This is a genomic window from Pseudomonas sp. G34 (assembly GCF_031119625.1).
Taxonomy (GTDB): Bacteria; Pseudomonadota; Gammaproteobacteria; order Pseudomonadales; family Pseudomonadaceae; genus Aquipseudomonas.
In genome coordinates, this window is sequence record NZ_JAVHZV010000004.1 from 86,410 (window position 1) to 106,895 (window position 20,486).

General features: G+C 65.6%; 19 protein-coding genes. 8 read left to right on the forward strand and 11 right to left on the reverse strand.

Features of this window, described 5'->3' with window-relative positions; translation table 11 throughout:
- Positions 1 to 14 precede the first annotated feature (14 nt).
- The 5 genes from hutU to hutC all read left to right on the forward strand — a co-directional run bounded on the left by hutU (position 15) and on the right by hutC (position 7,240).
- On the forward strand, positions 15 to 1,682 hold the full coding sequence (hutU, locus tag QYS36_RS02930; protein WP_308838078.1) for a urocanate hydratase: 1,668 nt from the start codon (positions 15 to 17) through the stop codon (positions 1,680 to 1,682).
- A 92-nt stretch (positions 1,683 to 1,774) separates the two neighbouring features.
- Positions 1,775 to 3,337 (forward strand): BCCT family transporter, encoded by a 1,563-nt coding sequence (locus QYS36_RS02935; protein WP_308838079.1) that lies wholly within the window; start codon positions 1,775 to 1,777, stop codon positions 3,335 to 3,337.
- Positions 3,330 to 4,913: a histidine ammonia-lyase gene (hutH, locus tag QYS36_RS02940; protein ID WP_308838080.1), complete on the forward strand. Its 1,584-nt coding sequence runs from the start codon at positions 3,330 to 3,332 to the stop codon at positions 4,911 to 4,913. The genes QYS36_RS02935 and hutH (QYS36_RS02940) overlap by 8 nt, the downstream gene beginning before the upstream one ends.
- Entirely contained in the window at positions 4,880 to 6,415 is a 1,536-nt protein-coding gene (gene hutH, locus QYS36_RS02945; protein ID WP_308838081.1) for a histidine ammonia-lyase, read from the forward strand. The genes hutH (QYS36_RS02940) and hutH (QYS36_RS02945) overlap by 34 nt, the downstream gene beginning before the upstream one ends.
- Positions 6,416 to 6,532: 117 nt before the next feature.
- On the forward strand, positions 6,533 to 7,240 hold the full coding sequence (hutC, locus tag QYS36_RS02950) for a histidine utilization repressor (RefSeq protein WP_308838082.1): 708 nt from the start codon (positions 6,533 to 6,535) through the stop codon (positions 7,238 to 7,240).
- On the opposite strand, the gene QYS36_RS02955 is transcribed toward hutC, so the two are convergent.
- Positions 7,241 to 8,095, reverse strand: coding sequence for a LysR family transcriptional regulator (locus QYS36_RS02955; RefSeq protein WP_308838083.1), 855 nt, complete (start codon positions 8,093 to 8,095; stop codon positions 7,241 to 7,243). It abuts the gene before it with no gap.
- A gap of 98 nt (positions 8,096 to 8,193) precedes the next feature.
- Between QYS36_RS02955 and QYS36_RS02960 the strand changes: the two genes are divergently transcribed.
- Positions 8,194 to 9,159, forward strand: a complete 966-nt coding sequence (locus QYS36_RS02960) for a DMT family transporter (RefSeq protein ID WP_308838084.1) — start codon at positions 8,194 to 8,196, stop codon at positions 9,157 to 9,159.
- Here QYS36_RS02960 and QYS36_RS02965 read toward each other — a convergent pair.
- The 4 genes from QYS36_RS02965 to QYS36_RS02980 all read right to left on the reverse strand — a co-directional run bounded on the left by QYS36_RS02965 (position 9,137) and on the right by QYS36_RS02980 (position 13,902).
- Complete coding sequence (locus tag QYS36_RS02965) at positions 9,137 to 11,332, reverse strand: xanthine dehydrogenase family protein molybdopterin-binding subunit (RefSeq protein WP_308838085.1); 2,196 nt, start codon at positions 11,330 to 11,332, stop codon at positions 9,137 to 9,139. The genes QYS36_RS02960 and QYS36_RS02965 overlap by 23 nt on opposite strands.
- Complete coding sequence (locus QYS36_RS02970; RefSeq protein ID WP_308838086.1) at positions 11,329 to 12,318, reverse strand: xanthine dehydrogenase family protein subunit M; 990 nt, start codon at positions 12,316 to 12,318, stop codon at positions 11,329 to 11,331. The genes QYS36_RS02965 and QYS36_RS02970 overlap by 4 nt, the downstream gene beginning before the upstream one ends.
- Positions 12,315 to 12,824: a 2Fe-2S iron-sulfur cluster-binding protein gene (locus QYS36_RS02975; RefSeq protein WP_308838087.1), complete on the reverse strand. Its 510-nt coding sequence runs from the start codon at positions 12,822 to 12,824 to the stop codon at positions 12,315 to 12,317. Before QYS36_RS02975 ends, QYS36_RS02970 begins: the two co-directional genes overlap by 4 nt.
- 331 nt (positions 12,825 to 13,155) lie before the next feature.
- On the reverse strand, positions 13,156 to 13,902 hold the full coding sequence (locus QYS36_RS02980; protein WP_374990410.1) for a class I SAM-dependent methyltransferase: 747 nt from the start codon (positions 13,900 to 13,902) through the stop codon (positions 13,156 to 13,158).
- A 144-nt stretch (positions 13,903 to 14,046) separates the two neighbouring features.
- On the opposite strand from QYS36_RS02980, the gene QYS36_RS02985 reads away from it, so the two are divergent.
- Positions 14,047 to 14,460, forward strand: coding sequence for a hypothetical protein (locus QYS36_RS02985; protein ID WP_308838089.1), 414 nt, complete (start codon positions 14,047 to 14,049; stop codon positions 14,458 to 14,460).
- A 2-nt stretch (positions 14,461 to 14,462) separates the two neighbouring features.
- Here the strand turns inward: QYS36_RS02985 and QYS36_RS02990 are convergent, their stop codons facing one another.
- From QYS36_RS02990 to QYS36_RS03015, 6 genes are all read right to left on the reverse strand, one after another.
- A complete protein-coding gene (locus QYS36_RS02990) occupies positions 14,463 to 15,152 on the reverse strand; it encodes an extensin family protein (protein ID WP_308838090.1) in 690 nt (229 codons plus the stop codon).
- A gap of 1 nt (position 15,153) precedes the next feature.
- Positions 15,154 to 15,984 carry an isocitrate lyase/phosphoenolpyruvate mutase family protein gene (locus tag QYS36_RS02995; protein ID WP_308838091.1) on the reverse strand — a complete coding sequence of 277 codons (831 nt, stop codon included), beginning with the start codon at positions 15,982 to 15,984 and terminating at the stop codon, positions 15,154 to 15,156.
- 90 nt (positions 15,985 to 16,074) lie between these two features.
- Positions 16,075 to 16,293, reverse strand: a complete 219-nt coding sequence (locus QYS36_RS03000) for a hypothetical protein (RefSeq protein WP_308838092.1) — start codon at positions 16,291 to 16,293, stop codon at positions 16,075 to 16,077.
- Between the two features lie 246 nt (positions 16,294 to 16,539).
- Positions 16,540 to 18,180, reverse strand: a complete 1,641-nt coding sequence (gene groL / locus QYS36_RS03005) for a chaperonin GroEL (protein WP_308838093.1) — start codon at positions 18,178 to 18,180, stop codon at positions 16,540 to 16,542.
- 48 nt (positions 18,181 to 18,228) lie between these two features.
- Positions 18,229 to 18,522, reverse strand: coding sequence for a co-chaperone GroES (locus tag QYS36_RS03010; RefSeq protein ID WP_042554944.1), 294 nt, complete (start codon positions 18,520 to 18,522; stop codon positions 18,229 to 18,231).
- Positions 18,523 to 18,791: 269 nt separating this feature from the next.
- Positions 18,792 to 19,250: an FxsA family protein gene (locus QYS36_RS03015; RefSeq protein WP_308838094.1), complete on the reverse strand. Its 459-nt coding sequence runs from the start codon at positions 19,248 to 19,250 to the stop codon at positions 18,792 to 18,794.
- Between the two features lie 334 nt (positions 19,251 to 19,584).
- Between QYS36_RS03015 and QYS36_RS03020 the strand changes: the two genes are divergently transcribed.
- Complete coding sequence (locus tag QYS36_RS03020) at positions 19,585 to 20,343, forward strand: SDR family oxidoreductase (RefSeq protein WP_308838095.1); 759 nt, start codon at positions 19,585 to 19,587, stop codon at positions 20,341 to 20,343.
- Positions 20,344 to 20,486: the final 143 nt, after the last annotated feature.

Here is a 20,486-nt window from a genome sequence, read left to right on the forward strand (position 1 = left end):
CAGGAGCCCGCGACATGACCACGTTCCGCGACACCGAAATCCGCGCCCCGCGCGGCACCACGCTGACCGCCAAGAGCTGGCTGACCGAAGCGCCGCTGCGCATGCTGATGAACAACCTCGACCCGGACGTGGCCGAGAACCCCAGGGAGCTGGTGGTGTACGGCGGCATCGGTCGCGCCGCGCGCAACTGGGCGTGCTTTGATGCGATCGTCGAAGTGCTGACCCGCCTGGAAGACAACCAGACCCTGCTGATCCAGTCCGGCAAGCCGGTGGGTGTGTTCGAGACGCACAAGGACGCGCCGCGGGTGCTGCTGGCCAACTCCAACCTGGTGCCGCACTGGGCCACCTGGGAGCACTTCAACGAGCTGGATCGCAAGGGCCTGGCCATGTACGGCCAGATGACTGCCGGCAGCTGGATCTATATCGGCAGCCAGGGCATCGTCCAGGGCACCTATGAAACCTTCGTCGAGGCCGGTCGCCAGCATTACGACGGCAACCTCAAGGGCCGCTGGGTACTCACCGCAGGCCTGGGCGGCATGGGTGGCGCGCAGCCATTGGCAGCCACCCTGGCCGGCGCCTGCTCGCTGAATATCGAGTGCCAGCAGAGCCGTATCGATTTCCGCCTGCGTAGCCGTTACGTCGACGAGCAGGCCACTGACCTGGACGACGCCCTAACGCGCATCGCCAAGTACACCACAGAGGGCAAGGCCATCTCCGTCGCCCTGCTGGGCAACGCTGCCGAGATCCTGCCGGAACTGGTCAAGCGTGGGGTTCGCCCGGATATGGTCACCGACCAGACCAGCGCCCACGACCCGCTCAACGGCTACCTGCCGATTGGCTGGACCTGGGACGAGTACGTGGCCCGCGGCAAAACCGAGGAGGCCGCGGTGGTCAAGGCCGCCAAGCAATCCATGGCCGTGCACGTGCGCGCCATGCTCGACTTCCAGCGGATGGGCGTGCCGACCTTCGACTACGGCAACAATATCCGCCAGATGGCCCTGCAGGAGGGCGTGGACAGCGCCTTCGACTTCCCCGGATTCGTGCCGGCCTATATCCGCCCGCTGTTCTGCCGCGGTATCGGCCCGTTCCGCTGGGTGGCGTTGTCCGGCGACCCCGAGGACATCTACAAGACCGACGCCAAGGTCAAGGAACTGATTGCGGACGACGCCCATCTGCATCGCTGGCTGGACATGGCCCGCGAGCGCATCGCCTTCCAGGGCCTGCCGGCGCGTATCTGCTGGGTCGGCCTGGGCCAACGCGCCAAGCTCGGCCTGGCGTTCAACGAGATGGTGCGTTCGGGTGAGCTGAGCGCGCCGGTGGTGATTGGTCGTGATCACCTGGACTCGGGCTCGGTGGCCAGCCCCAACCGCGAGACCGAGGCGATGCAGGATGGCTCCGACGCCGTGTCCGACTGGCCGCTGCTCAATGCCCTGCTCAACACCGCCAGCGGCGCCACCTGGGTGTCGCTGCACCACGGCGGCGGCGTGGGCATGGGCTTCTCCCAGCATTCGGGTATGGTCATCGTCTGCGATGGCAGCGACGAAGCCGCTGCGCGTATCGCCCGCGTGCTGCACAACGACCCAGGCACCGGGGTGATGCGTCACGCCGATGCCGGTTATGCCATCGCCGCCGATTGTGCCCGCGAGCAGGGCCTCGATCTGCCCATGCTGGGTGGTCGTTAGTCATCGGCTGAAAGAGCGGGGGCGGCGCGGCGAACAGGGTTCGCGGCGACCCCGCGCTTCTACGAAATGCAGTTTGCAGAGGGCCGGTGACAATGCCTACAAATAGCCGCAAGCGGCTGAATGCCGGAGTCTTTATCCCCGCCTTCAGCATCATTCTGCTCGCCGTAGTCGTCGGCTTGGTCGACAACGCGGCACTGGTCAGCGTGGCCAAGAAGCTCTTCTATTTCTCGCTGTCCGACTTCGCCTGGCTGTACCAGCTGCTGGCGTTCTCGGCGCTGGCGGTGACCGCTTACATCTTCTGTTCCAAGGCCGGTGATATTCGCCTCGGCGGGGTGCATGCCAAGCCGGCGTTTTCCATGGCCTCGACCTTCGCCATGGCGCTGACGGGCGGGATCGCCACAGGCGTGGTCACCTATTCGGTGAACGAGCCGATCATCTACCTGGGCAATGTCTACGGCGAAATCGGCAACCAATCCTTCGCCGCCGGCAGTGCCGAGGCGGCGATCTTCGCCCTGGCGCGCAGCTTCCACAACTGGAGCTTTATCCCCTACGCCATGTATTCGGTGGCGGGCCTGATGATCGGTTACATGCACTACAACCGCCAACAGGCGTTCTCCATCGCCTCGGCCCTGGCGCCGGTGATCGGCCGGCATGGCGAGCGGCCGTGGGTCAAGTCGCTGATCAACGTGGTGGCGGTGCTGGCCATCGCCCTCGGCCTGGCTTCCTCGCTGGGCGCCGGGCTGGCGCTGATCGGCTCGGGCATCGAAGCGCAGTACGGCATCCGCTCGACGCCGGTGACCTGGCTGGTGCTGACCCTGATCATCTCCGTGGTGTTTATCGCCTCCGCCCTGTCGGGGCTCAAACGCGGCATTCAGTTTCTTTCCTCGGTCAACGCCTACATCTTCTACGCCTTCGTGATCGTGTTGCTGATCATCGGCCCGATCAGCTACATCTTCAGCCTGTCGACCACCGCCTTCGGTTACTGGCTGAACAACTTCTTCCTCTGGTCGTTCGACACCAAGGAGTCCGGCGGCGAGGCCCTGGTGACCTGGTGGACGATGTACGACTGGTCGATCTGGATCGCCTACGCGCCGCTGATGGGGTTGTTCCTGGCGCGTATTTCCTACGGGCGCACCCTGCGCGAGTTCTTGATCATCAACTGGGTGCTGCCGTCGGTATTCGGCATCGTCTGGTTCGCCATCTGGGGTGGCTCGGCAATCAAATGGCAGATGGACGGCACCCTGGACCTGGTGCGTATCGTCACCGAGAACGGCGCGGTCTCGGGGCTCTGGGGCTTCCTGCAGAACCTGCCGCTGGCCGTGATTCTGGTGCCACTGGCGATCCTTACCCTGATCATTTCCTTCGCCACCGCCGCGGATTCCATGACCTCGACCATCGCCTCGATCTGCACCCACGACATCCGTGCCGATGAAGAGTCGCCGAAGCGGCAGAAGGTCATCTGGGGCGTTTCCATCGCCGCCATTGCCTACATCATGGTGGCCTTCGGTGGCGGCGCCCAGGGCGTCGATGGCATCAAGTACCTGGCGGCGGCGGGTGGCTTTACCGTGCTGTTCGTATTCATTCTGATTGTCGCCTCGGCGGCCCGGGTATTTATCTTCAGCAAGAGCGAGCCGACGGGTGCGCCTCATGAGTAACGCGGTCGAGGTAGTGCGGATTGGTGACGGCCCCATCGCCTGGCAGGACGTGGTCGCGGTGGCCCGTGATCGCCGCCCGCTGCAGTTGTCGGTGCAGGCCTGGGCGCGTATCCAAGAGGCCCGTGCGGCGATCCTCGCCATTACCGGTTCAAGCCAGGCGCATTACGGCATCAATACCGGCCTGGGCGCGCTGTGCCATGTGGTGCTGGCGCCGAGCGAGCTGCAGAAACTGTCCCGCCACACCCTGATGAGCCATGCCTGCGGCATCGGTGCGCCGCTGCGTGCCGAGCAGGTGCGGGCGATCATCTGCTGCGCGGTGGTCAATTACAGCCATGGCTATTCGGGCATCAGCCCACAGGTGGTGGAAGGGCTGGTTAGCCTGCTCAACCACGATATCGTGCCGGTGGTGCCGGCCCAGGGTTCGGTCGGCTACCTCTCGCATATGGCGCATATCGGCCTGGCCTTGTTGGGGCACGGTGAGGTCGAGTTTCGCGGCCAGCGGGTTACTGCTCAGGCAGCGCTTGAGGCCGTGGGCATGGCCTGCGTCGAACTGGGCGCGAAGGATGGCTTGTGCCTGGTCAACGGCACGCCGGCAATGACCGGGCTGGCCTGCCTGACCCTGGCGGACGCCACGGCGCTGGCCGACTGGGCCGATATCATCGCGGCCATGAGTTTCGAGGCCCTCGGCGGGCAGCTGGACGCCATCAGCGTGGCGGCGATGCAGCGCAAAGCGCACCTGGGCATGCAGCAAAGCGCGAGCAATCTGCGCCAGCTGTTGCAGGGCAGCCGGGTGATCGAACGCTGCCAGGGCGAGCATCTGCAGGATGCCCTGAGCGTGCGTTCGATCCCCCAGGTGCAGGGTGCCTGCCGCGATCAGCTGCAGCACGCTGCCAAACAGATCGTCGGCGAACTCAATTCGGCCACCGACAACCCGCTGGTGGTCAAGGACAACGGCGCCTATCGGGTGATTTCCCAGGCCAACCCCCATGGCGAATCGGTGGCGATGGCCTGCGACCTGCTGGCGATCGCCGTCTGCGAGTGGAGCAGTATTTCCGAGCGGCGCAGCTTCCGCCTGGTCACCCCGCAGGCGAACCAGTTGCCGCCGTTTCTGACCCACGGCAGCGGTGTGAAGTCGGGGATGATGATCGTCCAATACAGCGCGGCGTCACTGGTCGCGGACAACAAGCGCCTGGCCCTGCCGGCGGTTACCGACAACTTCCTCACCTCCGGGCTGCAGGAAGACCATCTCAGCCTGGGCGAAAGCGCGGCCCTGAAGCTGGACAAGGCCCTGGATAATGCCTTGCATGTGCTGGCCATCGAGTACCTGCTCGCCAGCCAGGCCTTCGACTTTATCGAGGATCGCCCCTTTGGCCAGGGCACCGGGCGTGCCTGGCAGCTCCTGCGCGAGCGGGTGGCCTTCTACGAGGAAGAGCACCCGCTGCATCTCGATGTACGCGCCACCTACGAGGTGCTGCGCAATCAAACCAACCTGGAAGCGCTGCGTGAGTGGCTTCCCCGTTCGAATCCCGAGGCTACCCCATCATGTCCGCTATCGAAGTTACACCTGGCCAGTTGACCCTGGCCCAACTGCGCGCCGCCTACCAGGCACCGCTGCGCGTGAGCCTGGCAGCGTCGGCTTATCCGGCCATCGACGCCAGTGTTGCCTGCGTCAACGGCATCATTGCCGAGGGCCGCACTGCCTACGGCATCAACACCGGTTTCGGCCTGCTGGCCTCGACCCGCATCGCCAATGCCGACCTGGAAAAGCTGCAGCGCTCGCTGGTGCTGTCCCATGCCGCCGGCATCGGCGAGCCGCTGGATGACGCCATGGTGCGGCTGATCATGCTGCTCAAGGTCAACAGCCTGGCGCGTGGCTTCTCCGGCATCCGCCGCGAGGTGATCGAGGCGCTGATCGCCCTGGTCAATGCCGAGGTCTATCCGCATATTCCACTCAAAGGCTCGGTCGGTGCCTCCGGCGACCTGGCGCCGCTGGCGCATATGTCGCTGGTGCTGCTCGGTGAAAGCCAGGCGCGTTATCGCGGTGAGTGGCTGCCGGCCAGCGAGGCGCTGGCCATCGCCGGCGTGCAGCCGATGACCCTGGCCGCCAAGGAGGGCCTGGCCCTGCTCAACGGCACCCAGGTATCCACCGCCTACGCCCTGCGCGGGCTGTTCGAGGCCGAAGACCTGTACGCCGCGGCCAGCGTCTGCGGCGCGCTCAGTGTCGAGGCACTGCTGGGTTCGCGCTCGCCCTTCGATGCGCGCATTCATGCCGCCCGTGGCCAGCGCGGGCAGATCGACGCGGCGGCGGCGTTCCGTCACCTGCTCGGCGACAGCAGCGAGATCGGCCGCTCCCACGCCGCCTGCGACAAGGTGCAGGACCCGTACTCGCTGCGCTGCCAGCCGCAGGTCATGGGCGCCTGCCTGACCCAGTTGCGCCAGGCCGCCGAGGTGCTCGGCGTGGAAGCCAACGCGGTGTCGGACAACCCGCTGGTGTTCGCCGCCGAAGGCGAGGTGATTTCCGGTGGCAACTTCCACGCCGAGCCGGTGGCCATGGCCGCCGACAATATCGCCCTGGCCATCGCCGAGATCGGCGCGCTGTCCGAGCGGCGCATCTCGCTGATGATGGACAAGCACATGTCGCAGTTGCCGCCGTTCCTGGTGGCCAATGGCGGGGTCAACTCCGGTTTCATGATCGCCCAGGTCACCGCTGCGGCACTGGCCAGCGAGAACAAGGCACTGGCTCATCCGCACAGCGTCGACAGCCTGCCGACGTCGGCCAACCAGGAAGACCACGTGTCCATGGCTCCGGCCGCCGGCAAGCGCCTGTGGGACATGGCCGCCAACACCCGTGGCGTGCTGGCCGTGGAATGGCTCGGCGCCTGCCAGGGCCTGGACTTCCGCGAAGGGCTGAAGAGCACCCCGGCGCTGGAACAGGCCCGTCAGACGCTGCGTGCCAAGGTGCCGTACTACGTCGAGGATCGCTTCTTCGCCCCGGACATCGCCGCCGCCGACGAGCTGCTGGCCGAGCGTGTGCTGACGCCGCTGCTGCCGGCCGGCATGCTGCCTTCGGTAGGCTGAGCATTGCCTGGCGCACCGTTCGCTGGCGCTGCTGAGTCCGCGCGGCCGCTCTGGCAAGTGGGAGCGCGGCGCAAGCTCCGCTATCATCCGCGCACCCGGCCTTGCCAAGGAGCTTTCGTGACCACCACCCCGCGCTACAAAGCCATCGAGGCATTCCTGCTGGAGCGCATCCAGGGCGGCGCGTTTCCGGTCAATCACCAGATCCCGCCCGAGGAGCAGCTGGCGCGGGATTTCTCGGTCAGCCGCATGACCGCCAACAAGGCCATCAACAACCTGGTGCAGCAGGGCTACCTGATCCGCCAGGCCGGCCTCGGCACCTTCGTCACCGACCGCAAATCCGAGTCCTCATTGCACGAGGTGATGAATATCGCCGCCGAGGTGCGTGCCCGAGGTCATGCCTATTCCAACCGCATCCTGCGCAGCGAAGCGCTGGCCGCCGATGACGAGGTGGCGCTGCGCCTGGGCCTGCGCATCGGCGCCGAGGTGTTCCACAGCATCCTCGTGCACCTGGAGGATGGCGTGCCGATCCAGCTCGAGGATCGCTTCGTCAACCCGCGCTGGGTGCCCCATTACCTGAGCAGCGACTTCTCCAAACAGACGCCCAACGAGGTGCTGGTCGCCAGCTGCCCGATCAGCGACGTGGAGCATGTGGTCGAGGCCGTGCACGCCGATCCCCGTACCGCCGAATGGCTGGATATACCGGCGGGCGCCGCCTGCCTGTCGATGATCCGCCGCACCTGGTCGGGCGAGCACCTGATCAGCTATGTGCGCCTGCTTCACCCGGGCGAACGCTACAAGCTGCGCTCGAGCACCAAGCACCGCTGATCACAGCCGGAAGTGCTGATGAATGGCCTGGGCCAGTAGCGCCAGGGCTTCGTCATGCTGCGCCTGGGCCGAGCGCAGGAACATCACCTCATGCTCGGCGGCTTCGGGTAGCGCCTCGACGATGCGCATGGCACTGCTGATCTTCGCGCGATCCATCAGGGTGATCGCCAGCCCCGATTCGACGCAGGCCCTGATGGCCTGGCTGGACGGGCTTTCCAGCACCACCCGCCAGCTGTAACCCGCCGTTTTCAGCGACTCCAGCATCAGGCTGCGGTATGGGCAGTCGGCCGCGTGGATGGCCAGCGGGATGATGCCCTTTGCAGGCTGCGGATGGGACGCCGCCGCGACCCACACCGGCGTGGTGGCAACCAGCACCTGGGCCCTGGGCTCGCGCTGCTGCAGCGGCAGGGTGAGCACCGCGCCATGCAGCTTGCCGGCCTGCACCTGCTCGCGCAGCGTGTAGCTGGGGGCGGTCTTCACCTCCAGCACCACGTTGGGCCAGGCCGCGGCGAAGATCGGCAGGATGTCGCGGATCACGTGGGCGGCGTACTCGTCGGGTATCCCCAGGCGGATGCGCCCGGCCAGCCGCGGGCCGTGCAGCTCGGCAAGCACGCGGTCGTGGGTGCTGAGCAGTTCGCTGGTCGAGCGCAGCAGCCGCTTGCCAAGGGCCGTCAGGCTTACCGACTGGTTGTCACGGTCGAACAGCCGGCCACCGGCAACTGCTTCCAGACGCTGGATATGCACGCTGATCGCCGCCGGGCTCTTGTGCAGTTGCTCGGCTGCGGCCTTGAAGCGCCCGCTGCGCGCCACCGCGTGAAAGGTGCGGAGCAGTTCGATATCGAGTACGGCGCTCATTGTTCAATAATTCCGAACGACTGATTAAATACATTTTGATTTATTAGATTAGCCCGCTTTCGTAGCCTGCACCTACACCCTTTATCCGGTCATCTGCCATGTCCGTTCAGCAGGCTGCTCGTCTCTGGCCCGTCGCCATTCCCTTGCTGGTTCTCGAAGCCGCCCTGGTGGTGGTCTGGAGCTCGGGCTTTATCGGCGCGCGCTTCTCCATCGATCACGCGCCAGCGATGCTGGTGGTGTTCTGGCGCAGCCTGCTGTTCGTGTTGCTGCTGGCGCCCTGGGCATTGCCGCGCCTGCGTCACGCCTCGCCGGCCACCCTGCTGCGCCACGCCGGTATCGGCTTGCTGGCGATGGGCGGCTACCTGGCCGGCGTGGTTCAGGGCATCGCCCTGGGTGTGCCCGCCGGGCTTGCCGCCTTGCTGGCCGACCTGCTGCCCATCGGCGTCGCCCTGCTCGCCGTGCTGCTGTTCCAGGAGCGCCTGGGATGGCGTACCTGGCTCGGCCTGCTGGTCGGCCTGGCAGGCGTGCTGCTGGCCACTTCGGACGCCCTGGCCTGGGGCGATGCGCCGCTGTGGGTCTACGGTTTGCCGCTGCTGGGCATGCTGTCGCTGGCGGTCGCCACCCTGTGGCAGAAACGCACCAGGGCCACGGCCTCGCTCGACCTGCTCGGCAACCTGTGGCTGCAGTGCGGCATCTGCTGCGTGCCGTTCGCGCTACTGGCCGTGATGGAGGGCAGCCTGCAACCGGTGCCGTCCGGCGGCTTCGCCCTGAGCGTGCTGTGGACGAGCGTCTCCACCATCGGCGGCTACGGCTTGTACTGGCTGTGCCTGAAGCGCTCGACGCCGACCCGGGTGGCCAGCGTGCTGTATTTGAGCCCGGCGCTGACCCTGCTGTGGGCCTGGGCGATGTTCGGCGAACCGCTGTCCTGGCTGATGGGCCTGGGCACGGTCATTTCCGGATTGGGCATCTGGCTGGTGGTGCGCAATCAACCCCAGCGGTGCGATGACGGGCCCGCCTCAGCGGCCCCGCCATCGCCATCGCTCAAAGCAGCTTGTCGAGGGTGATCGGCAACTGGCGAATGCGCTTGCCGGTAGCGTGATAGACCGCATTGGCGACCGCCGCCGCGACGCCGACGATACCGATCTCGCCGACACCCTTGGAGCCCAGCGGGTTGATGATGCTGTCGTTCTCCTCGACGAAGATCACCTCGATATCGCCGATGTCGGCCTGCACCGGCAGGTGGTAGTCGGCCAGGTTGTGGTTCATGCAGCGGCCCAGGCCATGGTCGATCATCGCCTCCTCGTGCAAGGCCATGCCGATGCCCCACACCACGCCGCCGAGAATCTGGCTGCGCGCGGTTTTCGGGTTGATCACCCGGCCGGCAGCGATGGCACTGACCACCCGGGTGACCCTTACCGTACCCAGGGCTTCGTCCACCTGCACCTCGACGAACACCGCCGAGTGGCTGGCGCTGGCGTAGCGCTCGCGCTGTTTGCCCGGCTGCGCCTGCACCTCGACCTCGAGGCTGCCGTGGCGAGCCAGCAGCGCCTTCAGCTCGACTGCGCGATTGGCATCCTCACCCTGCTGCACACGGCCCGCCGTGAAGCGCAGCGCGGCGCCATCGTCGAACGGTGCCTCGGGCCATTGCCGCGCGGCCTCGCAGAGCTTGTCGGCCAGGGCCAGGCAAGCCTCGCGCACCGCACTGCCCACCGACGATACGGTGAACGAGCCACCCTGCAGCGGCGCCTGGGGCAGGCTGGAATCGCCAAGGCGGAACTCCACCTGGGACGGCTCCAGCCCCAGCACGTTGGCGGCGATCTGGGTCATCACCGTGGCGGTACCCGGGCCGATGTCACAGGTGGCGCTGGCGACGATCAGACGGCCATCGGCGGTGAAGCTGGCACGGGCGCTGGCCGGCATCTGCATGGCTTCCCACACGCCGGTAGCCATGCCGTAGCCGATCAGCTGGTCGCCCTCGCGCATGCTGCGCGGCTGCGGGCTGCGCTTGCTCCAACCGAAGGCATCGGCACCCTGCTGGTAGCAGGCGCGCAGCTCCTTGCTGGAATAGGGTTTGCCTTCGTTCTGGTTGGCTTCGGCGTAGTTGGTCAGGCGCAGTTGCACCGGGTCTACCCCTGCTGCCCAGGCCAGTTCGTCCATTGCCGACTCCAACGCGTAAACGCCGGTAGCAGCGCCCGGCGCGCGCATGTCCAGCGGTGTGTAGACGTCCAGCGGCGCCAGCCGATAGGCCAGGCGCACGTGATCGCAGTGGTAGAGCATTCCCGACCACTCGGCGACGTGCTCGGTGAAGTCTTCGAAGCGCGAGGTCTGGGCGATCACCTCGTGCACCAGGCCCTGCAACTTGCCGTTTTCATCGGCGCCGAGTTGCAGGTGCTGCACCGCCCGCGGCCGATAGCCGAAGGTGAACATCTGCTGGCGGGTCAGGGTCACGCGCACCGACTGCTGCAGTTTCAGCGCGGCCATGGCGGCCAGGGGCAGCTGGTATTGCGGGCGCAGGCCGGAGCCGAAGGCGCCCCCCACGAAGGATGACTTGATGCGCACGCGACCCGGTTCCAGCTTGAGTACGTCGACCAGGTAACGCTGGCTGTTCTGCGGGCCCTGGGTCTTGTCGTGCACCAGCAGGCTGCCGTCGGCCTGGTAGATCACCGTCGAGGCATGGGGCTCCATGGGGTGGTGATACTCGCAGGGCAGCTCGTATTCCAGCTCCAGGCGCAGTGGTGCGCCGGCGATCACCGCATCGGCATCGCCACGGGGCGTGGGCAGCTCGGCCGGCGCGGCATGCGCCTCGCTCAGGGCTTCGCGCAGATCGGTGGCATGGGGCTGCTGCTGATAGTCGATACGCACCAGCGAGCCGGCATGGCGCGCCAGCTCCAGGGTGTCGGCGACCACCAGGGCCACTGGCTGGCCGCTGTAGCGGATGCGCTCGTTGAACAGCGGGCGGAACGGTGAGCCATCGGCAGCATCGTCATCCTCGTAGCTCTCGTCGTCCTGCGCCATGGGCGGGCGATTGAGATGGCTGAGCACCAGTTTCACACCGGGCAATGCCAGGGCAGCCGAGGCGTCGATGGCCGTGATGCGGCCGCGGGGGATCACGCTGCAGATCACGCTGCCATGCAGCAGGCCATCGGCCGGGTGCTCGGCGGCATAGCGCGCCTGGCCGCTGACCTTCAGCGGGCCGTCGACGCGGTCCAGGGGTTGGCCGAGGGTTCGCGCATTCATGGGCGGGCTCCTTCTGCGGCGGTGGACAGGGCACGAACCACGGCGCGGCGCGCCAGCTCGACCTTGAAGGCGTTGTGGGCCAGCGGCTGGGCATCCTTGAGCAACAGCTCGGCGGCTGCCGCGAAGTGCTCAGGGGTGGCCGGCTGGCCAACCAGGCTGGCCTCCACGTCCGCTCGGCGCCATGGCTTGTGGGCGACGCCACCCAGGGCGATGCGCGCCTGGCGGATCTGCCCGCCCGCGTCCAGTTCGAGTGCCGCCGCCACCGAAACCAGGGCGAAGGCGAACGAAGCGCGATCACGCAACTTGAGGTAGGCGTGATGCCCGGCGAAGTCTGCGGCTGGCAGCTCGATGGCGAGGATCAATTCGCCCGCCTCCAGCACGGTGTCGCGCTGCGGGGTATCGCCAGGCAAACGATGGAAGTCGCTCATCGGCACACGGCGCTCACCCTGCGGGCCGATAATCACCACCTGGGCATCCAGGGCGGCCAGGGCCACGCAGAAGTCCGATGGGTGCACCGCCACGCAGTGCTCGCTGGCACCGAACAGCGCGTGGTTGCGGTTCAGCCCTTCGCGGGCCGGGCAGCCGCTGCCAGGTTCGCGTTTGTTGCACGGTACCTGGCTGTCGTAGAAGTAAGGGCAACGGGTGCGCTGCAGCAGGTTGCCGCCGGCGCTGGCCATGTTGCGCACCTGGGGCGAGGCGCCGGAGAGCAGCGCCTGGGCCAGCAGTGGATAACGCCGCTCGATTTCCGGGTGCCAGGCCAGCTCGGCGTTGCCCACCAGCGCGCCGATGCGCAGGCCGCCGTCGGCGGTGGCGGTCACGTCGCGCAGCGGCAACGCGTTGATGTCGATAAGGCGCTTGGGGCGCACCAGGTTTTCCTTCATCAGGTCGACCAGGTTGGTGCCGCCGGCGATGAACAGGCTGTCGGGCCCGGCCAGGCGCACCGCTTCGTCGATGGCCTCGGGCCTGCTGTAGGCGAAAGGCGTCATGGGCGCACCGCCTGTTCGCTCTCGGGCAACGCGTCTTCGATGGCCGCCAGGATGTTGCTGTAGGCGCCGCAACGGCACAGGTTGCCGCTCATCCGCTCGCGGATATCGGCGGCGTCGCCGACCCGCCCTTCGTTGGCCAGGCCGACCGCCGAACAGATCTGCCCGGGCGTGCAATAGCCGCACTGAAAGGCGTCGTGTTTGACGAAGGCGCGCTGCATGGGGTGCAGTTCATCACCGTTGGCCAGGCCTTCGATGGTGGTCAGCTCGCGGCCGTCGAGCATCACTGCCAGGGTCAGGCAGGCGTTGACCCGCCGGCCGTCCACCAGCACCGTGCAGGCGCCGCACTGGCCGTGGTCGCAACCCTTCTTGGTGCCGACCAGGTCGAGCTGTTCACGAAGCAGGTCGAGGGCCGTGATCCACGGATACACCTCGACTTGTGTGGGGCTGCCGTTCAACGACAGGGAAATCGTCCGGCGCTCGGCACCGGCTGTAATGGTCTCGCTCATGGGGCTACCTCGGTTCGCGTGGATGTCTCGTGCATCCGTTCAAAATCTGAGGTGAGGCCCGCTAAAAACGTTCAGGTTGGATGGCGACCGCAGAGCGGTTCGTTCAAGAACCTGTTCACGATCTTTAGGCGATATTAAGGAGACTGCTTCAAGGCAGGAGCGGACGGTCGTGCTGCGATTTCAAACCTGTTCATATTGGTGGGCTAAAGCCCACCCTACGAGGCTGGCACGATCTGTAGGGTGGGCTTTAGCCCACCGCTGCAAATGGCCGCTTCCGCCACTTTGCAGGCAAAGCGCTAAAGCCGAGCCGAGCCGAAAGATCGAACAGGCGCTAAGGCGTGAGCTTCTTCAGCGGGTAGATATCGTAGCGGCTGGACTTGCCCTCCAGCGCATAGCCCGGCTTGGCGCCCTCGATGAGCGGCGCCTTGCGCGGGCGCTTGACCACCACGCGGTGGCTGGCCAGTTTGAGGGCAGCGGCGAGCAATGCCGGTGCATCCAGGTCATCGCCGACGAAGGGCCGGAACAGGCGCATCTCCTTCTTCACCAGGGCGCTCTTGTCGCGATGGGGAAACATCGGGTCGAGGTAGATCACCTGGGGCGCTTCGTCCTGCCAGGCACCCATCAGCTCGATGGCGTTGCCCTGCAGCAGGCGCATGCGCGCAACGATACTCGCAACTTCCGCGTCGCTGGCCGCGCGCTGCAGGCCATCTTCGAGCAGCGCGCCGATCAGTGGCTGACGCTCGATCAGGTCGACGTGGCAGCCCAGGCTGGCCAGCACGAAGGCATCGCGACCGAGGCCGGCGGTGGCATCCAGCACCTGCGGGCGAATGCCCTGGGCAATGCCCACCGCCTTGGCGATCATCTGCCCCGCTCCGCCGCCGAACTGGCGACGATGGGCCACCGCCCCCTCGACGAAATCCACGCGCACCGGCCCTGGTGCCTGGGGGCCCAGTTCGACCAGTTGCAGACCGGCCTCACCCAGCTGCAGCGCATAGCCCGCCTCACCGTCCATGGGCAGACCGAGGCGCTGCGCCCATTGTTGGGCAGCGGTTTGCAGGTGCGGCGCCAGGGCCTCCATGCGAATGCGCACGTCGGGCTGTATTTCAGTCATTGCGGGTCGTCCATCGATTGGGTCGGCAAACTTTAATCGGCCGGTGGCTCAACTCGGGCCGGCAACAGCCGATACCCCGGGAAGCGATAGTTTGCCAGAGCCAGCCGCCCGATGTTCGAGGTCATCTCCCATATTCCCGGTGACACCCGGGTCGCCGCCCAGAAAGCCGGCACGCCATCGAGCGCCAGCGCGGCGCTTTACGACCAGATTCTGCGCAGCGTATTGCGCGACATGGAAAGCGCCCTGACGCCACCCGCGCCGCCGCCCCCGACCACGCCGGCAGACGAAGCGCCCATGCACGGCATGCGCACCCTGGAAGACGTGATGATGCAGCGCCAGTTCGTCTGCGCGCTGAATGACGTCGATGCTGCCATGCCCCTCGAGGAGCTGGTGCTGCAGCAACAACTGCTGGCGCCGACCGGCAGTGCCGAGAACGCGGCGAGCAACCCGTTGCTGCAAGAGTCGCTGGCCCCCTGGGAGCTGTTGATGGGCCGCCTGACCCTGCAGCAACGCATGCAGGGCTGAGTTCAGCGGCACATGCGAAAGCCGCCCATATCCAGATGAAAGTGATCGCGGTGCGCCGCGTTGTAGTCCGGCCCCAGGGTGGTATTGAAACTGGAGCAGGCCGCCTCCTGCACCTGGCGCAGAAACAGCGACTTGTCATCCTCGCCCGGCCAGTCCCGCAGCACGCTGATGCGCCGGCCATCGGCCAGACGAAAACCGACGATATCCAGGGCATTGGCCGAGGCATGCTGGCTGCGCCGCTGACTGCCGGCGATGGTCCGGCAGGCGAAACTGCCGACGTGATCGACCTGCACCACGCGCTGGCCGAAGCGCTGCTCGGCCGCCGGCTGCAGGCCATGGCGCTCGAACAGTGCGAAGGCCGCGGCCACCGGGCAGGTGGCGATGAAGCTGCTGCTCAGGCGCACGTCGCTGCCCTGCACCCGTACCGTGTTGGTCAAGGGGCAATCGGCGGCAGGCGTGCTGTCGGGCAGCGCAACGTAGCGCAGCGCCGAGGTATCCAGCACCGTTCGGCACAGTTCAGGGTCGCCCTGCAGACGGCGCAGCTTGTAGGCGGTCAGCCAGCTGGGCGTATCGCGCAGGTCGAGCGACGCCCAGGGGTTCCAGCGCGGCGGCACGTCGATCCACTGGCGATACAGCGCCAGCGGGCCACCGACCACCACGAAGATCAACAGCGCGATCAGGAACTGCCGCACGCTAGCCCTTGAACAGGTCGTTGATGGTATCGAACGGCAGCGCCTGCCGGGCGCCGCTCAGGTCGCCGCGCTCGGCCAGCCCGGTGGCCGCCTGCAGGAAGGCGCCATAGGCAACCCGTGCCAGGTTGGAGCCCAGGCTCACGCGCTTGACGCCAAGCTGCGCCAGCTCGTCCAGCGACAGGGTCAGGCTCGGCGAGCCGACCAGCACGTTGACCGGCTTGGGCGCCACGGCCTCGACCACCGCCTGGATCTGCTCGCGGGTGGTCAGCCCTGGCGCATAGAGCACGTCGGCGCCGGCTTCGGCATAGGCCACCAGCCGGCGGATGGTGTCGTCCAGGTCGGGGCGGCCATGCAGGAAGTTTTCCGCCCGCGCGGTCAGGGTGAAGGCAATGTCCAGTTCCCGGGCGGCCGCTACCGCAGCGCCAATGCGCGCTACCGCGAGGTCGAAGGGGTAAATGGGCTCGTCCGCGCGGCCAGTGGCATCTTCGATGGAGCCGCCGACCAGGCCGATCTGCGCCGCCAGCCGCACGGTAGCCGCGCAATCCTCGGGGGTATCGCCGTAGCCATTTTCCAGGTCGGCGACCACTGGCAGCGCCGTCGCTTCGACGATTGCCCGGGCATTGGCCAGCGCCTCGTCGCGGCTCACCGCGCCTTCGGCATCGCGGCGGCCGAGCGAAAAGGCCAACCCGGCGCTGGTGGTGGCCAGGGCATGGAACCCAAGCGCCGCGAGCATCTTCGCCGACCCGGCGTCCCAGGGGTTGGGCAGCACCAGCAACTCGGCCTGCTGGTGCAAGGCTCGAAGGCGTTCGCCACGCTCACGGTAAATGGACATCTGCTGCCTCCCCTGCGTCGAATGTTCGCTCAGGGTATCGGAGTTCGCAGCACGGGTAGAAATTCACTGTTCCTGCAGCATGTCAGCCAGTCAGCGCATGCCCTGGGACAGGCCCATGACCAGCAGCAACAGGTTCTGGTTGGCCTGCACCGAGGCGGGCGTCAGTGGTTTGAGCGCGGGGCTCAGGCAGTAGCTGCGACCGTTGCTGCTGATGACGCCGGGCCCCGGCTCGTACCAGGAGGCCGCCGCCAGTGCCGAGACGCTCAGCGCCGCAACGAGAAACAAACCTCTGACCAAACCTAAGCTCATGATCGCAACCTCTTGATAGTGCTGCCAGCGCGTTCGCTAACACTAGATCACGATTACTCGAAACAGATTGCAACAAGACGAACGGTCAAAACCCTTTGCACCGCCAGCTGTCGCGCTGCCGGCACTGGCCGCCCGCAGCCCGCCAACCAGAGCCGCGGCGAACATTCGGGTCCTGGATAATCCAGCGCCAATAAAAAACCCCGCGCCAAGGCGCGGGGTTCTGGTAAAGCTCAGGTGCCGGGTGGCTTACATCATGCCGCCCATGCCGCCCATGCCGCCCATGTCCGGCATGGCCGGTGCGCCTTTTTCATCAGGCACTTCAGCGATCATCGCCTCGGTGGTGATCATCAGGCTACCGATGGAGGCTGCAGCTTGCAGCGCCGAACGGGTGACTTTGGCCGGATCGAGAATACCCATCTCGATCATGTCGCCGTAGACGCCAGTTGCAGCGTTGTAGCCGTAGTTGCCCGAACCTTGCTTGACCTTGTCGACCACTACGCTCGGCTCGTCGCCGGCGTTGGCAACGATCTGACGCAGCGGCGCTTCGACAGCGCGACGCAGCAGCGCGATACCGACGTTCTGGTCTTCGTTGTCGCCCTTGAGCTCGGAGATCGACTGCAGAGCGCGCACCAGGGCAACGCCGCCGCCAGGCACCACGCCTTCTTCGACGGCTGCGCGGGTAGCGTGCAGGGCGTCTTCAACGCGGGCTTTCTTCTCTTTCATTTCGACTTCGGTACCGGCACCGACCTTGATCACGGCAACACCGCCAGCCAGTTTGGCCAGACGCTCTTGCAGCTTCTCTTTGTCGTAGTCGGACGAAGTGTCTTCGACCTGCTTGCGGATCTGCGCAACGCGCGACTCGATGTCGGCTTGCTGGCCAGCGCCGTCGATGACGGTGGTGTTTTCCTTGTTCAGGACGACACGCTTGGCTTGACCCAGGTGCTCCATGGTGGTGCTTTCCAGGCTCAGGCCGATCTCTTCGGAGATCACGGTACCGCCAGTCAGTACGGCGATGTCCTGCAGCATGGCCTTGCGGCGATCACCGAAGCCCGGCGCCTTGACGGCAGCGACCTTGACGATACCGCGCATGTTGTTGACGACCAGGGTAGCCAGCGCTTCGCCTTCGACGTCTTCGGCAACGATCAGCAGCGGACGGCCAGCTTTGGCGACAGCTTCCAGCACCGGCAGCAGTTCGCGGATGTTGGAGATCTTCTTGTCGACCAGCAGCAGCAGCGGGTTGTCGAGCTCGGCAACCATGGTGTCCGGCTTGTTGATGAAGTACGGCGACAGGTAGCCGCGGTCGAACTGCATGCCTTCAACGACGGACAGTTCGTTTTCCAGGCCCGAGCCTTCTTCAACGGTGATCACGCCTTCTTTACCGACTTTTTCCATGGCTTCGGCAATGATGTCGCCGATGGAGTTGTCGGAGTTGGCGGAAATGGTACCGACCTGAGCGATTGCCTTGGTGTCAGCGCAAGGCTTGGACAGGTTCTTCAGCTCTTTGACGATGGCGATGGTGGCTTTGTCGATACCACGCTTCAGATCCATCGGGTTCATGCCGGCAGCGACGGCTTTCAGGCCTTCGTTGACGATGGCCTGAGCCAGAACGGTAGCGGTGGTGGTGCCGTCACCGGCAGCATCGTTGGCCTTGGACGCAACGTCCTTGACCAGCTGAGCGCCCATGTTTTCGAAGCGATCTTTCAGCTCGATTTCTTTGGCGACGGAAACGCCGTCCTTGGTGATGGTCGGCGCACCGAAGCTACGCTCCAGCACAACGTTACGGCCTTTCGGGCCGAGGGTAGCTTTAACGGCGTCAGCCAGGACGTTCACACCGGCGAGCATTTTCTTGCGGGCGGAGTCGCCGAATTTAACTTCTTTAGCAGCCATGGAAATTGATCCTCAATTCTTGACGATTAAACGGAAATTCGCGGGCGATCAGGCTTCGACGACGGCGAGGATTTCGTTCTCGCTCATCACCAGCAGGTCTTCGCCGTCGACCTTGACGGTGTTGCTGCCGGAGTAAGGGCCGAATACCACCTTGTCACCGACCTTGACGGCCAGAGCGCGGACTTCACCGCTGTCCAGAACACGGCCAGTACCCACGGCAACGATTTCGCCCTGATTCGGCTTCTCGGCAGCCGAGCCCGGCAGCACGATACCGCCAGCGGTTTTGGTTTCTTCTTCGCTGCGACGGATCACGACGCGGTCATGCAAAGGACGAAGCTTCATTGTCGATCTCTCCCAATAGTTGTTGACATCAAACCGGTGCGCTCACCGGCAGGATCATGGCGCTGCGCAATACACGTAACGCCGAAATTTGTTTCAGCGCCTGGACGCTGAAAAACCTTGCGGTGACCGCTACATAAGGTCGATGAACAACAATTCAAGGGCGAGGCGGTAAATTTTTTACGATGCAGGTTCAGCAAATCGACCCGCCTGAAAATGCACAGCCCCGGCCAGATGGCTCTGGCCGGGGCTGTGTGCGACTGGCTAGGCCATCACTCGCGGCGCTCGTACTCACCTTCCAGCACGTTCGGCTTGTGCGCCCCGGGCTGGCCATTGCGGGCGGCCAGGTCATCGGCGAAGGCCCGTTGCCGCGCGGCCTGTTCGGCAGCGCGCTGGCGCACGCGCTCGACCAGCCAGCGTCGGGTAAACGGCAGCAGGCAGAGAATACCGATGGCGTCGCTGATGAAACCCGGCAGCAGCAGCAGGCCACCGCCGACCGCCATCATCAGCCCCTGCAGCACTTCCTGATCCGGCATTTCGCCGCGCGCCAGGCGCTCGCGGGCACGCCAGGCGGTGGTGATACCGGCAATGCGCAGCATCAGGCCACCGAAGATCGAGGAGAGGATCACCAGGGCAATGGTCGGCAGCACACCGATGGCGCTGCCCACCGAGATCAGCACCGCCAATTCGAGGATCGGGAACAGCAGGAACAACAACATGAAAATGCGCATCGCGGTTTCCTTGACGGAAGAACACCTTCCAGTAGGAGAGAAATATGGGGTGTTGCGCTTAATTCAAGCTGAAGCTTGGACTTCAGCCAGGCAGCAGGCGTTCCACGCGAGACGCCACGGGGCTCCATGGCTATGTGGCAGGGCTGTTACAAGATATTGGAAAGCCGCCGGCAGCGCCCGCTCGATCCGCAATCCAGCGCTGGTGCCCTGCCCTCACCGCGCTCTATGCTGCTGCCTGTACGCAACCGCACCGACCTCGCTTTAGAAGAGCTTGAGCATCACGGCTCGGCAGCTGTCGGCATATTCCGTTCGACTCTCAATCAAGGGAAGTGGCATGCAACTCCAAGACAAAGTCATCATCATCACCGGCGGCGGCCAGGGGCTCGGTCGTGCCATGGCCGAGTACCTCGCCGAACGCCGGGTGCGCCTGGCGCTGGTCGATCTGAATCAGGAAAAGCTCGATGACACCGCAGCGGCCTGCCGGGCGCTGGGCGTGCAGGCGCGCACCTACCTGTGCAACGTGGCCAGCGAGGAGCAGGTCACCCAGACCATCGCGCAGATCGCCGAGGATTTCGGCTCGATCAACGGGCTGGTCAACAATGCCGGCATCCTGCGCGACGGCCTGACCATCAAGGTCAAGGACGGCGAAATGAGCAAGATGAGCCTGGCGCAGTGGCAGTCGGTGATCGACGTCAACCTGACCGGCGTGTTCCTGTGCACCCGCGAGGTAGCGGCGAAGATGATCGAGCTGCAGAACGAGGGGGCGATCATCAATATTTCCTCGGTGTCGCGGGCCGGCAACATCGGCCAGGCCAACTACTCGGCCGCCAAGGCGGCGGTGGCGGCCGATACCGTGGTCTGGGCCCGCGAGCTGGCGCGTTATGGCATCCGTGTGGCCGGGGTGGCACCGGGCTTCATCGAGACCGAGATGGTTGCCAGCATGAAGCCCGAGGCGCTACAACGCATGACCGAGGTGATTCCGCTCAAGCGTCTCGGCAAACCCGAGGAGATCGCCCACGCCATCGCCTTTCTGCTGGAGAACGAGTACTTCACCGGGCGCATTCTCGAACTGGATGGCGGCGTACGCTTGTAGCACGCCGGCGATAAAAAGATTCTTCGCATTTTCGCGGGGAGGATAGGCTTGACGCCGGACTGGCAATAAAGCGTTAGTTGCCGATGGCTTGGCGCTCGCCATTGGTTCGTCGCCTGGACTATGGGTTTCGCCCCTTACGGGCG

What these genes read in the sequence shown, in the direction of transcription:
- QYS36_RS03015 (WP_308838094.1), bottom strand. Translation starts at nt 19,250, where the DNA reads ATGCGCATTTTCATGTTGTTGTTCCTGCTGTTCCCGATCCTCGAATTG.
- QYS36_RS02995 (WP_308838091.1), bottom strand. Translation starts at nt 15,984, where the DNA reads ATGTCCATTTACCGTGAGCGTGGCGAACGCCTTCGAGCCTTGCACCAG.
- hutU (WP_308838078.1), top strand. Translation starts at nt 15, where the DNA reads ATGACCACGTTCCGCGACACCGAAATCCGCGCCCCGCGCGGCACCACG.
- QYS36_RS02980 (WP_374990410.1), bottom strand. Translation starts at nt 13,902, where the DNA reads ATGGAGGCCCTGGCGCCGCACCTGCAAACCGCTGCCCAACAATGGGCG.
- groL (WP_308838093.1), bottom strand. Translation starts at nt 18,180, where the DNA reads ATGGCTGCTAAAGAAGTTAAATTCGGCGACTCCGCCCGCAAGAAAATG.
- QYS36_RS03000 (WP_308838092.1), bottom strand. Translation starts at nt 16,293, where the DNA reads ATGAGCTTAGGTTTGGTCAGAGGTTTGTTTCTCGTTGCGGCGCTGAGC.
- hutH (WP_308838081.1), top strand. Translation starts at nt 4,880, where the DNA reads ATGTCCGCTATCGAAGTTACACCTGGCCAGTTGACCCTGGCCCAACTG.
- QYS36_RS02985 (WP_308838089.1), top strand. Translation starts at nt 14,047, where the DNA reads ATGTTCGAGGTCATCTCCCATATTCCCGGTGACACCCGGGTCGCCGCC.
- QYS36_RS02975 (WP_308838087.1), bottom strand. Translation starts at nt 12,824, where the DNA reads ATGAGCGAGACCATTACAGCCGGTGCCGAGCGCCGGACGATTTCCCTG.
- QYS36_RS02935 (WP_308838079.1), top strand. Translation starts at nt 1,775, where the DNA reads ATGCCTACAAATAGCCGCAAGCGGCTGAATGCCGGAGTCTTTATCCCC.
- QYS36_RS02970 (WP_308838086.1), bottom strand. Translation starts at nt 12,318, where the DNA reads ATGACGCCTTTCGCCTACAGCAGGCCCGAGGCCATCGACGAAGCGGTG.
- QYS36_RS03020 (WP_308838095.1), top strand. Translation starts at nt 19,585, where the DNA reads ATGCAACTCCAAGACAAAGTCATCATCATCACCGGCGGCGGCCAGGGG.
- QYS36_RS03010 (WP_042554944.1), bottom strand. Translation starts at nt 18,522, where the DNA reads ATGAAGCTTCGTCCTTTGCATGACCGCGTCGTGATCCGTCGCAGCGAA.
- QYS36_RS02960 (WP_308838084.1), top strand. Translation starts at nt 8,194, where the DNA reads ATGTCCGTTCAGCAGGCTGCTCGTCTCTGGCCCGTCGCCATTCCCTTG.
- QYS36_RS02955 (WP_308838083.1), bottom strand. Translation starts at nt 8,095, where the DNA reads ATGAGCGCCGTACTCGATATCGAACTGCTCCGCACCTTTCACGCGGTG.
- hutH (WP_308838080.1), top strand. Translation starts at nt 3,330, where the DNA reads ATGAGTAACGCGGTCGAGGTAGTGCGGATTGGTGACGGCCCCATCGCC.
- QYS36_RS02965 (WP_308838085.1), bottom strand. Translation starts at nt 11,332, where the DNA reads ATGAATGCGCGAACCCTCGGCCAACCCCTGGACCGCGTCGACGGCCCG.